The organism is Peristeroidobacter soli, assembly GCF_004138485.1.
In the GTDB taxonomy this organism is placed as follows: Bacteria; Pseudomonadota; Gammaproteobacteria; order Steroidobacterales; family Steroidobacteraceae; genus Steroidobacter; species Steroidobacter soli.
On sequence record NZ_RYEV01000006.1, the window covers coordinates 1 to 14,085 of the forward strand.

Consider the following 14,085-nt stretch of genomic DNA (forward strand, 5'->3'; position numbering starts at 1 on the left):
ACACTCAGCCCTTGCCAACACCAGCAAAGCCACACATTCTTAACCCCTCTGGGATGTCCGTTTTCCTCACCTGAGATTGGCTCCATTACGCCGATCATGGCCGGCTCCTTTATGCCGGTCGGTGACACGGCCAAGCTCGTCGGTGCGTGGCGAGTGCTGTTTCCAAGCAACCGGCGGCAGCTTCCTGCGGTCGATGAAGCTCACGCGCATTGTATGTTCCTGGATTGAAATACATGCCGGGCCCCTTTCGACACGCTAGGGGAAACAGGCGCCGGATGCGGCAATTCACCCGTGTCAGGTGGCTGTCGTGTTGGCTCCTGCCGCGCTTTTCCATACTTGTCGGCGTCGATTGAACACCCTGGAGCGACGACGAATGAGCACCACCGAAAACACTCAACCTCGCCTGCTGACGCCCGATGAATTGGCCATTTGCGTCCGGATGTTCCGCGAAGCGCGGCATTGGTCGCAGGAACAGCTCGCTGAGATTTCCTGCCTCAACGTACGCACGATCCAGCGCGTCGAACAGGGCCGGGCCGCGAGTTTTGATACCCGTCGCGCCCTCGCCGGCGCGTTCGGGTTCGAGCACATCGACGCGCTGAACAAGCCCTTCCACATACCGACCGAAGAAGAGATCAAAACAGCGGCGGAGAAGTTCGACCGTGAGCATGTCACGCTGACCGCCGTGCCACTAACCACGGGCAGGCAGTTGGCCAAACTTGCCGAAACCAGCTCAATGGATCTGTCGGAGCCAGCATTCGAGCTACCACGCGATGCGGCTGAGACGTTCGCTGCGCTGGTGGATTACTTTCGCGGCTATCGTGACTGCGCCGACTTGTACAGCGAGGCTCAGAAGTTCGAGGTGTACGACGAACTGCAGTCGCACATCGACACGCTCAAGGCGCAGGGAGTCTCACTGCGCTATGCCGAGCGGAAGTTGCAGATGGAGTCGAGATCTGATCAGCCGGGCAGCAAGCCGGTTCCCGTCACTGCGCTGTATGTGGTTGCGTTCCCGCTCGGCAAGGAACCCGAACAGTTCGCCACACCGAAGGCCGTTGGCATCGGGTTCTGAGTCCCATCCAATCGTGATATCCCCACCGATTATTAAGGATAGTCCGTCATGACGCCGACTGAGAGCGAAGCTAAGAACCCAGCGCCACAACCTGCTTCATGGACATTGGCAACACTCGAAGACCTCAATCACGCTGACATCGATCTGCCTATAGCAGGTCTGAAAACGACATATGACAACGCATATCAGCGAGCTTACTCCGAGGCTTCGAGCGAGGATGCAACCAAGGACGAAGAAGCCGTGCAGGCACAGCGAAGAGTCTACTTGATGATTGGTGCTGCGATGAGCATGCACCTGAGAGCTGACAACACGAAGCAGCCGTTTGGAGCGATGGCTGTGTTTGCCGATGGAAGGCGATCGGCCATTCCGGAGGACTTTCGCGGCAGTCCTCTCGATGCGCTCTCGGAGGCGGCGGTTCGCGTAAAGCATCCCATGGTACGCGCTCGTCTTAACGATGTGTGCTGGCTGCTCGATCGAAAACGCAGCCACCATGCGCGTGCTGCCATAGCCACCTACATCGATCTGATTGATCTGCTGGAGTCGGGCGAATTCACGACCTTGCTTGGACAGGAGGTAACTGGAGCACTCTGTCCCGACGGTCAGGAGTTTATGAGCCGCGCCTTAGCGCTTAGTCGTGGCATCGGTTGGGATAGCGACGAGGCCGTTCGCGCCAAGAAACGCCTCGCCGACCTTCAAGCCGCCGCCATGGCTGCCCAGAAACATGTCGCTATACTCTGGTTCTACGGCATGGACCTTCGCTTTGGCGTGTCCGACGCGGCTCGGATCGGAAAAATCCTGGAAGATCTCGCTTCGAAAACCGCGGAACCGTTGCAACGCCTTGACCTCTATCGACGCGCGGCACGCGCGTACCACAGTGCTGATGAAGCTCAGGCGCATCACAGATGCAAGATTGCCGCATCGGATTGTTTGGTCACTCAAGCTGAGTTCGCTGAAAAGTCACCTATGCTGGCTTCTCATTTCCTCAGTCAGGCATTGGTCGAGCTGCATGGCGTTCCCAAGGTGCGCGATAGAACCACAGCGCTGCGACACAAGCTCATTGATGCCCAGGCAGGAATTTCTGATGAAATGTCCAGCTTCTCCCATCCGATGGATTTAACGAGAATCATCGAGCAGGTGAAGAAGAACATAGAGAACCTCGACCTGAAGGGTCTGCTGTTCTTCTTTGCGCTGATGGAGAGATCGCCCGACCCTGAGAAACTTGTAGAAGATGCGAAGAAGAGCATCGAACAGCATCCGCTGTCGTCATTGATTTCATCGTCTCATCACGACAGTGACGGGAAGGTTGTATTCAGAACTGATGGGGCTGGCACAGGCGGAGACGGCGTCACCCCTGAGATGCTGGTGCAGATTGCTCGCGCCGAGGGCCTTCGCCGCCAAATTCATGTTAGCTCTCAGGTCGAAGTAGTGAGACAGCACATTGCTGCCCAACATTATCTCAGTAAAGATATCTTCATCGCGCTATTGCAGCACAGTCCCTTCGTTCCGACGGACTGCCTTCGCACTTACAGTATTGGATTCTCGCACTTCTTCTCGGGGGATTTTACGAGCGCCGTTTACATTCTGACACCTATGCTAGAGAACTCGCTGCGACACGTGCTTCGGCAGAACGGCCATGATGTGTCGAAGTTCGATATCAGCACGCAGACTCAGCAGGATCGAACCATATCGTCTCTTTTTGAACAAATGCGCCCGGAGCTGGATTCGGTGTTTGGCACGCCAATTACGACGGATATAGATAATGTGTTCTTGTCTCAGCCAGGTCCCTGCATCAGGCACGCGGTTGCGCATGGGTTGCTGGAGGATGGAGGAGCGCATTCAGCAGATGCCATTTACGCCTGTTGGTTGATATTTCATCTTTGCTGCATTCCGATTTATCAGCACCAAGAGGGTATCGATCTTCCGCTTTAATCGTACCCATGATTCGGTAGCCATGCTCGATAGATCTGTGAATACGCGTGCGATGAATCGGAGTCAGACCTAGCGGTCCAGAGACGTATTCCGGCCAAAGTGATCACCGATTCCAGGTCATCGTAAGCAATGTGGTTCCCAACTCGGGGAATCGGGCGGGCCTTAACTGGGTAATCGGGCAGTTGAAGGACTAACCTAGTATGCATCTTGGCGCTAGCTAAGTAGCTGTTGACGGAATTGCGAGTCCGCGTCAGGTGATGATGCTGGTTGGTTGATTGTGAGCCTAGCGCTGTTGCTGCAGGTTAATCCGCCCATTCTGCACGCTCCAATGGTGCCAAACGACCGTCTGCTCTGTTAGCAGGAATCTTCCTTTGAAGCCCTGATAGGCCGAAACGGCTGTAGACATCAGATTAATCGCCTGCTGCACCCGCCCTAGCAATATCGACATGCCGGCGAATGTGTATTCGTTGCTATCAAGCGCATGCAGCGCCTTCTTCGCCGCGCGGGCGCCGTGTTCTAGCTGCCACTTGAGGCCGGGTGCATTAACGACAGGGATCTGGTCTGCTCGAAAGAAATCGATACCCCTTTCGCCGAATAGCACATCCAGTTTCAGCGCTTCTTCACAGTATTCGCGTGCTATTGCCAAGCTGCGCTTAAGCTCAACTTCCGCGCCATCGTCTATGTGTCCATCACCGATGGAATAGCCCGACAGCCGACCTTCGTATTGGAACTCGTGAAAGAAATGATGCAACGTTGCGAAAGCGTACATCCGACCCGGCTCCAACGCGTACCACCGTAAACCCGAATAGTTGCGTTTCCTTTCTTCGGTTAGGGAGTTCCAGAGAGGAATCCTGAGCGTGGCGCTCTTCCGGCGCGGCACTCGATCATTCAAGTCGCTGTGATGAAGATCGACCTCGTCTCGGATTGGCAACCAGTACGCATCCTCGGCTGCCAGATCAACGACCACTAGCAGCAGCGGGAAGTGGCAACGCTGAACATAGGCGATTTCCTTCATGCCCAACGAATACGGAATGTACTCCGCCGTAATGTTTCCGTCTCCGTCTGACCGCAAGTCTGGGAAGCGATTGGCGATGGGCCAGCGGGCGACGACCCGCTTCGTTCTTTCTGTCGACTTCAACTGTACCCAGATGCGGTCACCCAGAACGATACCTTGGTCCACTAGCTCAATTTCGTAATCGACCCCGTAGTCCTTCGGTATCGTTCGCACGATCCATTCTCCAGGCAGCAGGCTTGCGAATAGCCTTCCCGAGGCATCCTCCATTACGTGTTGGCGTGGTCGTTTCATCGCATGCCTTCGAATATGACGATGGCCTTCAGCACAGCGGACCTTTGCAGTTTGTCACTCGGACGTATGAGGGCGGGGCACTTCATATAACACTTCCCGCCGGGGGGCAAGAACTCCAGAGCGCTCAAAAGCCTCCACTGGAATAGTCACGACGAGGGGATTTGTGATGTCCCTGCAGTCCGCGTGAAAGTGTGAGTAAAGTGAAAAGTGTCTCCTTTCTCGCTAAAAAGCGCCCTCTGGCTTGCCATCATTCCTCATCCTTTGGAGGTGGGGCACGATTATTTACGGGAAGACGGCGGCATGCCGGCATGCATCACCGGCGCCTTTTAGCAGCACCAGATACAACGGGGCGGGCATTTCTGAAAACAAGCAGACCGTCGCGGCTATATGGCCTTGATCGCGGAGTAGGCTTACGGTGTGGAGTGCTGACGACGGCAGCGGCTGGACAGCTTCGTTGACAGTGCCAACCCATGCCCCGATATTATTTGCTTTCCCCAATATTGCGCTGACCGGTCTTGCGCCGCGGACGACCTCGATCCCCGCTACCCCAACCGCGTATGCATACGCGATCTTCGCAACCATCCGCGCAAATTCGACTGCTGGATAGTAAAGCTGCAGCGAGATCGCCTCCGCGCGCAGGTTCGCTCGGACCTCGTCCGGTGAGTGATTGTAATGTCCTGTGTACATCGCTTTCGTGATGATCCCAGGCGCTGTTTCCGCCTCCAATAAGAAGCCTGGTTGGCCATAGATAGGCAGTATGACCGTATGCAAGTTGTCCCCAATGGGTACGCTCTCTATTGTCGTTGCACCATCGCGTGTTACCCCAAGCGGTAGTGAGGTCGGTCTCCCCTTTCTTGGAGTGCGAGACTTCAACTCCAAACCGCTTCGCACCCATTGAAGCGGTCCGCGCAGGACTTTCAATTCGAATTTCGACGTGATGGTCGCGCAGATGCGGCAACTGGCCCGAGGCAAGACCATGTCGCCATGCAGCCCGTATGGAATGATATGCTCATCGGTTAGATCGTGCATGGAGCCGCAGTAGATGCACTCACCAACCGGCCCGAAAGTCTTGGTTGTAGCGCGAGCGGCAAAGGTATTCATTAGCCGAAGTGTTCCTCTCCCCCCTTTGCCAATAAGTATCCCACAGCTGAGCAATTCTCGATCCGCTGCGCCGCTTCGGATTGGCGGCTTCTAGTGGCGGTTGCGATAGGGGCGCCGCTCGGCTTCGCCTACAAGTGACTTAGCCAAGGAGCAGGGGCAAGAAAGAGAAAAGAGTTGGACCTGCAACTCACGCGTCACTGATGCGGCTATCCAAACACTGGTCGCGCAGAAAAGCGCGACCAGGTTCCGGCCGCCTATAGTACTTTGCTGAATCGGAAATTTAGTGTGACAACTGCGCTGTGAGTTTATTGCAGAACACCGCCCATTGCTCCATCAGCGTCGCGCGCTTCACGAGCAAGGTGCCTCGCTGATAGGCAGCCTCAGCCTCGTCCTTGAGTTTATGGGCGAGGGCATGCTCGATAACTTCCTTTGGGAAGTATGCAACTTCCGCAGCCCAATCGCGGAACGTCGAGCGAAATCCATGTTGGGTCGCGACTCTGTTCTGCACTGGGTCGAGATAGCCGATACCTCCACGCTTTAAGTCGGCGTCGTGCATATCGTCGATGACCGCGCACAGTGCGGCGTCAGATAGTTCACCGCCCTCGGCGGCCTGGAATAGTAGGTCACAGGATGGCCTGCGTGGCAGGCTCTCATATAGTTTGATCGCAGCATCCGATAGCGGGACGATGTGATCCTTCTCGAGCTTCATTCGCTCTTTGGGGATGGTCCATCGCTTCAGCTGTACGTTGATCTCGGTGTGGCGAGCGCCGCGGATTTCTTGAGAACGTGCGGTGGTTAAGATTCCCCATTCGAGCGCTTGCCTGGATACGTTCCGGCGCGATCGGAGATCGGCCACGAAAATACCGATGCGCAGGTAAGGCAGGGCGGGATGGTGGCGTTTCTTTCGTTTCTTGAGCTTGGTCGGCGAAGGCAACTCAAACTGCAGATTGCCCTTCCAGCCAGCGGGATTGTTGCCAGTTCGATGCTTCCGGTGCGTGGCCCAATCCAGGATGGCTTCGACGCGTCCTCGAACGCGGGTCGCTGTCTCGGTCTTGGTGGTCCAGATGGGCTTGAGGATTCGCAGCGTATGCTCAAGAGTGATATCGCGTGGATGTACCGGACCGATCACGGGGAATGCATAGTCTTTCAAGGTGGACATCCATTGCTTCGAGTGCTTCTTGGACTTCCAGCCGGCCTCCTGGGCCGCGATGTAGGTTCGTGCGCACCATTCGAAGGTGATGGGGCCGGCTGCGTTGGCCGGTGCCTTCGGGCTTGTCTCTGCCTGGAGCGGATCGGGCTCCATCAAAGCAGGGGAGGTTGGCGCGGCAGGTAGAACCGCCGCATGGGCTGGCGCAGGCTGTGGGCCCGTCTTGCGCAGAGCCCAGGCCACTTCTCGAGCTGCTGCTAATGAGACAGTGGGATAGCTTCCAAGGCCTCGCTCCGGGCGTTTGCCGTTGCGCTTGACCCGCAGCACCCAGGTCCGAGACGCGCCTTCGATTCGCAAGTACAGGCCCGGCACTACGCCGACGGCATATCGACCGTCACCGCGCAAAGACGCTACAGTACGAGCGGACAGTTCCCGAGCTCGTTTCGGCATGATTGACTCCTTCCGCCATCCCTGTCCGCCATAAAACATCGGAACGCGGCAGCGCTTGAAGGTCCAATATGGAACTCGCGCGCACCGTATTCCGAGCGGGATCAGGGGCTTGGCTCAGATCAATCAGCCCTCCGTAGACTTCAGTGGACGATTATGGACGAGAAGCTAGAGTCGGTTTTCGGCCTTCCTCTCCGCCATCTCTCACTCCCTCTCCGCCACCTTCCGCCGAACTCTCTTCGCTCAATACTTAAGTGAGCCTCGGCGGAATTCTATGCAGCGCGGGCACTTACGAGGTCGAAGTCTACCGGCAGCTATTGGGTTCGGCGGAGATTCGTTCCGCCATCCCGCCCGCCATCTTTCAGTTCTAAAGAGCGCACGTTTGCCAGTCGGGTGACGGGCGATTTGACGTGGCTCGCTTGGATGTGGGAACGGCTTCTCGAAACATAGATCAGTCTTACAAGTGCTGTCCGCGACGCGAACCAACGCCTAGGTCCTCTTGATTGGATTCACGAGAATAGGCGGGTGAAGAAGTGCTCCTAGCGGGGTTTCTCCGTCTGCCCTCGCATTTGGATGGCGCCCGTCTCGTCGCGACGAAGTTCGGCGGAGTAGACGAAACCGCCGTGTTCGATTGTTACTTTCTCCCAATCACTTCCTATGTTTCTGTCCTTCGCCAGGAGATCTCTCACCCACGTTAAGTGCTGAAGCTCATTGTTGCGGTAACCTTTAGTGTCCATGCAATTCGCCTCCTGAATAATGCCTTCAACGGAAAGCAGAGCTTACGAAAAAAGAATCGCCCTCTTCGTAGACTACTAAGACAGTCTGGAGCTGTAATCGCGCGGAATTGGCCGCACCGAGTCAAGCCGTACTTGGATGCTCATTCCTCGCCTGTGTGACCGCCTCCTCGAGACCAAGTGCTAGGGAGGAGAAGGGGCAGGCGGCGATGATACGGTCGCTTTTGTACCAAGCGCTCTGTATACCAATGACGGTGTATTTGATGTCATCCTCGTCCTTCTTCGTAGCGAAAATCGGTCCGCCGCTCATTCCCTCAACGTTCTTTAGGACCTTGTCCGACGCGTCAGTAAGGCGAGCGTAGAACTGGTTCTCTGCTTTGGCATCAGCACCATCCGGGGGATCGGTCGTCGTGAGCGCAACACCCACTACTCGTGCGGTGAGAATCGAATCGCCATCATGCGCCACGCTCTCGGCTGGAACGCCGACCAGCACCCATTGATCGTGTTCCGTTACATGATCGCCCCAGGCATTCTTCGTTAGCGGCACGACTTTGCCGCGCTCTAAGGCTTCGCGAAAGAGATTGCGTAGCGGTAGTGCTGCGTAGTCCAAGCCGATCGCTTGCTCGTCCAGGACAATCCATTGGTCGAAATCGAAGTCAAATGGAATCCCGTGACTAAATGGTCCCCGTGCTGCCTGGTCTCCCAGTCTCCACACGTCAAACTGCCCGCCTGCCTCCATCCCTGCTTGAACGGCACGTGGCACATGGCCTGCTGTCACGTAGAACCAAACATCATCAATCGCGATGACGAACCCGGAGAAGAGCTTGGCAACCTCCTCCATAGAGTTGGGGGGAGTGTACATGCAGGACAAGGTCACAAAGTGCCGACCAAATGCCTGCAAGAAGGCTTCGCTAAGGTCAACTTTCATATTTGAATCGAACTGGCTTCCATTTCTCCAAAACGAGAGCACCAACGGCATAAGTTCGTCAAGTGCATGCGTGGTCGGTGGAGCAGCCCCCATTTCGACCGGACATAGTTGCGTGATTTAGGAGCTAGGCGTAAGCCTAGTTATACGCCTATGTCTTACAGTAGTGATCGTGTTGAGGTGTTGAGCGGCGTCCAACGCCGGCGTCGGTATTCGGTCGAACAGAAGATGGCCGTGTTGCAGGAAGCCGCCCAGCCAGGCATGTCGATTTCCTATGTGGCCCGCCGCCATGGTATTGCTCCCAGTCTGATCTTTAACTGGAGGCGGCGCATGAGCGAGGGTGGCAAGGAGGCGGTACGTGCCGACGATGAAGTCGTTGCCAAAGCCGAGGTCGTGGCGCTGCAGAAGCAGATCCGCGAGCTGCAGCGAGTCCTGGGTAAGAAGACTTTGGAGAACGAGATTTTGCGTGAGGCGGTGAAGATCGCCCACGAAAAAAAACTCATCTCGCGGCTGCCGTCGTTGCCCGAGGACGATACGCCGTGAGGCGTGTCGCCGAGGCCCTGGGCGTGTCCCGGTCACAGCTGAGCCAGCGGCTGAAAGAACCTGGCAAGTCACGCTCGAGCTACCACAAGCCCGAAGATGATGACTTGCTCGTGGAGCTGCGAGCGTTGGTAGATGAGCGGCCGACTTATGGCTATCGGCGCATCACCGCGCTGCTGAATCGGGCACGCAAAACGGCGGGGCTCGCCAAAGTCAATCACAAACGGATCTATCGGCTGATGTCACGGCATGGACTGCTGCTTCAGCGCTACACGGGGCGGCCGCCAGATCGTGCTCACGACGGCATCATTCGCACGATCCATCCTAATGCCCGGTGGACCTCTGATGGCTTCCAGATCCCTTGCTCGGATCAGGCCGTGCACGTGGCGTTCTCGCTGGACACCTGCGATCGCGAGGTGATCAGCTGGTGCGCCGGCAACGGCGCCATCAGTGGCGAGATGATCCGAGATCTGATGCTCCAAAGCGTGGAGCAGCGCTTTAAGTCGACAGCGACGCCACATCCGGTCCAATGGCTATCGGACAATGGCAGCTGCTACCGAGCGCACGAAACCGTCGAGTTCGCCATTCGGCTAGGCTTGGTGCCGTGCTTCACACCGCCGCGTAGCCCGCAGTCGAACGGGATGGCCGAGGCGTTCGTAAAAACTTTCAAGCGCGACTACGTCCGCGTGAGCGAGCTTACGACCGCGGAGTCAGTGTTATCGCAAATTGCAGGATGGTTCGAAGATTACAACGAGAACCATCCCCATCGGGGACTGCGAATGAAGTCACCTCGTGAGTTCATCCGCAGCTATCATCAACCCGCAGCCTGTCCGGTCTGATAGGGGCAACTCCAGTCGGTCATCAAGCGTCTTGTGACCGCCAATGCTTCATCGAATACGGCTCGCCGGATGGCTGTTGAAGCAGTCCGCCGGAGGAAGGAGCTTGATCTACGCTGGTGACGTGACCTGCGCCGCGGGCCAAGGACTGACGGATCGCGGCTTATGGAAGATTGGCGGTTCTATGCGGTGTCGATCTCTCTTACGAGTACGGCGAACGTTGCAGAGCAGGGTTGCGTGACTGCGTATGTGCGGGCGTATGATGCGTTTACAAAGCGACCGTCGGTGAATGCGCCGTCCAGTCGACATAACAAACATCAGCGGCGAGGTGCGTAACGGGTAGCTACCCAGACGCACTTTATTGGAGAAGACAATATGACAACGGATCTTGAACAAGTCCCCTTTGTTGCCACAGGCTTCATCGACAATCCGGAGAATCGATGCCCCTGCGTGCTTGTGCTCGATACATCGGGGTCGATGCAGGGCCGCCCGATAGAAGAGTTGAACGAGGGACTTGCCCAGTTCAAGCGGGAGCTGTTGACGGATGAGATGGCGGCTAAGCGAGTGGAAGTTGGCATCGTGGGTTTCGGCCCGGTGCAGATCCTTCATTCCTTTACAACACCGGATGCCTTTGTACCACCAACGCTTGTAGCAAGCGGGGATACCCCGATGGGCGCCGCTATTACTCAAGCGATCTCGATGGTAGAGCAGCGCAAAAGTGAGTGCAGGCAGTTCGGCATTGCCTACTACCGGCCGTGGATCTTCCTGATCACCGACGGTGCGCCAACAGACGCGTGGCAAGAGGCGGCCGCCTCGTTGCGACAGGGACAGAAAGAGAAGAAGTTTCAGTTCTTCGCGGTCGGCGTTCAGGGCGCGAACATGGACATCCTCAAGCAGATCGCCGGCCCTGAGCGTTCGCCGCTAATGTTAAAGGGCTTGCAGTTCCGCGAACTATTCAGTTGGCTGTCCAACTCACTAAGCGCAAAGTCCCGCTCCCAGGTGGGGAACGAAGAAGTGGCGGTTGAGAATCCCGCTTCACCAACGGGATGGGCGACTGTGTAAATGGAACTGCAAGCGTGGCGTATTGCGGGCGCGAGCAGTATCGGCACTTCACACGCGAAAACAGGCTCGCCCTGCCAGGATGCATTCAAGTGCACTCTGTTTCAGAGCCAGGAACAGGGGGAGATCGTTCTTCTGGTGGCGTGCGACGGTGCGGGAAGCGCCAAGTTCTCTGAGATCGGAGCGGATCTTGCGTGTCGAGAGTTCGCCTCGAATCTTGAACTCTACATTGCAGAAGGCCATCGCATCGAAGCACTCGATCGCCTGCAGGCGCGAGAGTGGTTAGATAACGTCGTTGCTGCCCTGAACGCGCGTGCGACCACCGACGGGGAACGCTTGCGAGACTATGCCTGCACGTTGCTCGCTGGGATCCTCTCTCCGACTCATGCGGTGTTTGTCCAGGTCGGAGATGGGGCGATGGTTGTGCGCGAGGGGCCGGAGGAGTGGTGTTATATTTTCTGGCCGCAGCACGGCGAGTACATCAACACCACGAGCTTTATCACCGAGCCTGAATCGCTCGAGAAGTTCGAATTCGAGCTGGTCGCGAATCCCATCCACGAACTCGCCGTGTTTACCGATGGTATTGAGTCGCTGGTGTTGCAGTATGCAACTAACACGGTCCATTCACCCTGGTTCAACCAGATGATTCCGCCGGTGAGGGCCCTAGCACAGGGTGGATTTGACGACCCGCTGTCACGGAAGCTTGCAGCCTACTTAGCCTCGGAGGCGGTATGCGCCCGCACCGATGACGACAAGACGCTCTTGCTAGCCTCCCGCATCAAGACGCTTTGAGATGGCTGCGTTATCGCTAAAGGGATCAAACGGGCGCGTTGCGCTCGGACGCGAACTGGGGCGAGGGGGCGAAGGATCAGTCTTTGAGGTAGCAGGTCACCCCGATCTGGTTGCAAAGGTCTATCACTCCGCCCCCTCATCGGAGAAAGCCGAAAAGCTTCGAGTGATGACGAGGCTAGCCAAGCCAAATTTGCTCGCTCTAACGGCGTGGCCGGTCGATGTGTTGCAGGGACACGATGGTAGCGTGCATGGCCTTTTGATGCCGAAGGTCGACGGCTACAAGGACATACATGCCTTGTACGGCCCGAAGAGTCGCCGCACTGAGTTTCCCGAGGCGAATTGGCGCCATCTTATTCGAGCCGCAACGAATGTCGCTCGCGTCTTTGCCGTCCTACATGAGTCGGATTGCATCATCGGCGATGTGAATCACGGCGGCATTCGAGTTCGCTCGGACATGACGGTGAAGCTGATCGACTGTGACAGTTTCCAGGTGCGCGCCGATGGGCGCACCTATTTCTGCGAGGTGGGCGTGGAGAATTTCACGCCACCGGAGCTTCAAGGCCGACCGTTCAAGGGACTGATGCGCACCGCCAACCACGATAATTTTGGGTTGGCGGTGTTGGTGTTCTATCTGCTAATGGTAGGCCGGCATCCGTTCGCTGGACGTTACGGTGGCCGTGGCGAGATGCCCATTGAGAAGGCCATCACCGAACATCGTTATGCCTACGGGCGCAACGCACGCTCACTCCTGATGGAGCCGCCTCCGTTTACGCCCGCAGCGCTCGCCGCCGGTAGTGATATCGCGGATCTTTGGGAACGCGCCTTCTCTCAGCAGGCTCCGCACAGCGGCTCTCGACCCGCTGCGCGCGAGTGGGTTGCACGACTGCAAACACTTGAAAGCAGTGCGGCGCGGTGCGCTCAGCATCCTGGGCACTACTTTGTAGCTTCAGTCGGGAGCTGCCCGTGGTGTGCCATCGAATCATCCTCCGGCACGCTGCTCTTTCTTGCGCCAATGGGCACGATCTTGCCAGACAGTCAGTTCAATCTGGCGGTCGTTTGGTCACGTATCAGCCAGATTCCCGTGCCGGGGGCGGTACCGGAGATCGTGTTGCCGACCGCGACGCCGAGTCCGCAAGCCAGGGCCCTTCAATCAGCCCGCCGAGGCCGCAAGATGTGGCGCATTGCGGTGATAGTGGCAGGGCTCATCGCGAGTGGGGTTGTGCCTGATCTCACAGTTTTGTGGCTGTTGGTAGCGCTGGGGTTTTGGATTGCGATTGGCTCTTGGGCTGAAGCGACTGATGAAATCGCTGTATTCCGTAGGAAGCGCCAAGAGTTAGGGAATGCGTTGTCGCAATTGGAAACTCGCCTCCGCAGCGAGACGGGGCCGGAGGGATTTGCTCACCGATTGAAACAGCTCGAAACGGCGCGCGCGGAATTGGTGAACCTTCCTGCGGTACGTGATCGCCAGATGAAGGCGCTCATCTCCGAGCGTGATCGGCATGCACGGCGCCGGTTTCTTGAGCGCTACGAGATCGAGAAAGCAAAAATTCCTGGAATTGGGCCCGCGAAGCGAGCCATGCTAGAGAGTTACAATATCGAAACAGCGGCCGATATCGTTCAGTCTGCTGTTCTCAACGTTCCTGGTTTCGGGCCTGCGTTGTTCCGGCGATTGGATGATTGGAAACGCTCTGTTGAGGCGCGGTTTAAGTTCGATCCGAATTCGGCAGTGGATCCACGTGATATTCACGAACTGGAGCGGAAGCTCACGCAGCAGCGCGTTCAACTAGAGCGTGCGCTGCTGCAAGGCGCACAAGAACTTCAGCGCGTGCACCAAGAACTCAAGCACAGGCGGGATCAATTGATAAGGGCTGCCGAACCGATTGCCGCCGCATACGCGCAGGCGGATGCGGATTTCAGACACCTTGAGGACTAGCGGCAACGAACTCGCGATCAAGTCATCGTCGATGGAGGAGGATGCGATGGGCTTTCGCTTTCAAAGAAGAATTAATCTGGGCAACGGCTGGGGTGTGAATGCGAGCGGATCCGGCGCGTCCTTGAGTCATCGTGGCAGGCACGGGTCGCTCGGGACGAAAGGCTTCAGCGTTCGTACTGGAATACCTGGTCTAACGTTCCGCCAGAGTTGGGGCAAGAATGCTGGTGGGGCTACCATCGTAGTGTTGAGCATCATGGCGTCTATTGC

11 protein-coding genes are annotated in these 14,085 nt (G+C 57.0%); 7 read left to right on the plus strand and 4 right to left on the minus strand.

The window, feature by feature from the left end:
* The 3 genes from EKO19_RS38935 to EKO19_RS38940 form a co-directional block, all read left to right on the plus strand.
* The coding region (locus tag EKO19_RS38935) for a hypothetical protein (protein WP_217705616.1) at positions 1-228 on the plus strand (228 nt) is incomplete at its 5' end.
* A 145-nt stretch (positions 229-373) separates the two neighbouring features.
* The gene (locus tag EKO19_RS26555; RefSeq protein ID WP_129780948.1) at positions 374-1,069 is read left to right on the plus strand and encodes a helix-turn-helix domain-containing protein; all 696 of its coding nucleotides are present in this window, start codon (positions 374-376) and stop codon (positions 1,067-1,069) included.
* Between the two features lie 48 nt (positions 1,070-1,117).
* Entirely contained in the window at positions 1,118-2,998 is a 1,881-nt protein-coding gene (locus EKO19_RS38940; protein ID WP_217705617.1) for a DUF4209 domain-containing protein, read from the plus strand.
* A gap of 283 nt (positions 2,999-3,281) precedes the next feature.
* Here EKO19_RS38940 and EKO19_RS26565 read toward each other — a convergent pair whose 3' ends face one another.
* From EKO19_RS26565 to EKO19_RS26580, 4 genes are all read right to left on the minus strand, one after another.
* Positions 3,282-4,304 (minus strand): DUF4365 domain-containing protein, encoded by a 1,023-nt coding sequence (locus EKO19_RS26565; RefSeq protein ID WP_129780353.1) that lies wholly within the window; start codon positions 4,302-4,304, stop codon positions 3,282-3,284.
* Between the two features lie 282 nt (positions 4,305-4,586).
* Positions 4,587-5,405, minus strand: a complete 819-nt coding sequence (locus EKO19_RS26570) for a hypothetical protein (protein WP_129780355.1) — start codon at positions 5,403-5,405, stop codon at positions 4,587-4,589.
* A 280-nt stretch (positions 5,406-5,685) separates the two neighbouring features.
* Complete coding sequence (locus tag EKO19_RS26575) at positions 5,686-7,002, minus strand: tyrosine-type recombinase/integrase (protein ID WP_129780357.1); 1,317 nt, start codon at positions 7,000-7,002, stop codon at positions 5,686-5,688.
* A gap of 855 nt (positions 7,003-7,857) precedes the next feature.
* Positions 7,858-8,661 carry a hypothetical protein gene (locus EKO19_RS26580; protein WP_129780359.1) on the minus strand — a complete coding sequence of 268 codons (804 nt, stop codon included), beginning with the start codon at positions 8,659-8,661 and terminating at the stop codon, positions 7,858-7,860.
* Positions 8,662-8,811: 150 nt separating this feature from the next.
* Between EKO19_RS26580 and EKO19_RS26585 the strand changes: the two genes are divergently transcribed.
* The 4 genes from EKO19_RS26585 to EKO19_RS26600 all read left to right on the plus strand — a co-directional run bounded on the left by EKO19_RS26585 (position 8,812) and on the right by EKO19_RS26600 (position 13,818).
* Positions 8,812-10,037 (plus strand): IS3 family transposase gene (locus EKO19_RS26585; protein WP_246038987.1). Its coding sequence is split into 2 segments (ribosomal slippage): positions 8,812-9,148 and positions 9,148-10,037, totalling 1,227 coding nucleotides; the frame shifts between segments, so codons are not numbered across the junction.
* Positions 10,038-10,409: 372 nt separating this feature from the next.
* Positions 10,410-11,096 carry a vWA domain-containing protein gene (locus EKO19_RS26590; protein ID WP_129780361.1) on the plus strand — a complete coding sequence of 229 codons (687 nt, stop codon included), beginning with the start codon at positions 10,410-10,412 and terminating at the stop codon, positions 11,094-11,096.
* A complete protein-coding gene (locus EKO19_RS26595; RefSeq protein ID WP_129780363.1) occupies positions 11,097-11,885 on the plus strand; it encodes a PP2C family serine/threonine-protein phosphatase in 789 nt (262 codons plus the stop codon).
* A 1-nt stretch (position 11,886) separates the two neighbouring features.
* Positions 11,887-13,818, plus strand: coding sequence for a hypothetical protein (locus EKO19_RS26600; RefSeq protein WP_129780365.1), 1,932 nt, complete (start codon positions 11,887-11,889; stop codon positions 13,816-13,818).
* Positions 13,819-14,085: the final 267 nt, after the last annotated feature.

Excerpts from the sequence above, each read along its gene's own strand:
- EKO19_RS26590 (WP_129780361.1), top strand. The coding sequence starts at position 10,410 with ATGACAACGGATCTTGAACAAGTCCCCTTTGTTGCCACAGGCTTCATC.
- EKO19_RS26575 (WP_129780357.1), bottom strand. The coding sequence starts at position 7,002 with ATGCCGAAACGAGCTCGGGAACTGTCCGCTCGTACTGTAGCGTCTTTG.
- EKO19_RS38940 (WP_217705617.1), top strand. The coding sequence starts at position 1,118 with ATGACGCCGACTGAGAGCGAAGCTAAGAACCCAGCGCCACAACCTGCT.
- EKO19_RS26600 (WP_129780365.1), top strand. The coding sequence starts at position 11,887 with ATGGCTGCGTTATCGCTAAAGGGATCAAACGGGCGCGTTGCGCTCGGA.
- EKO19_RS26580 (WP_129780359.1), bottom strand. The coding sequence starts at position 8,661 with ATGAAAGTTGACCTTAGCGAAGCCTTCTTGCAGGCATTTGGTCGGCAC.
- EKO19_RS26595 (WP_129780363.1), top strand. The coding sequence starts at position 11,097 with ATGGAACTGCAAGCGTGGCGTATTGCGGGCGCGAGCAGTATCGGCACT.
- EKO19_RS26555 (WP_129780948.1), top strand. The coding sequence starts at position 374 with ATGAGCACCACCGAAAACACTCAACCTCGCCTGCTGACGCCCGATGAA.
- EKO19_RS26570 (WP_129780355.1), bottom strand. The coding sequence starts at position 5,405 with ATGAATACCTTTGCCGCTCGCGCTACAACCAAGACTTTCGGGCCGGTT.
- EKO19_RS26565 (WP_129780353.1), bottom strand. The coding sequence starts at position 4,304 with ATGAAACGACCACGCCAACACGTAATGGAGGATGCCTCGGGAAGGCTA.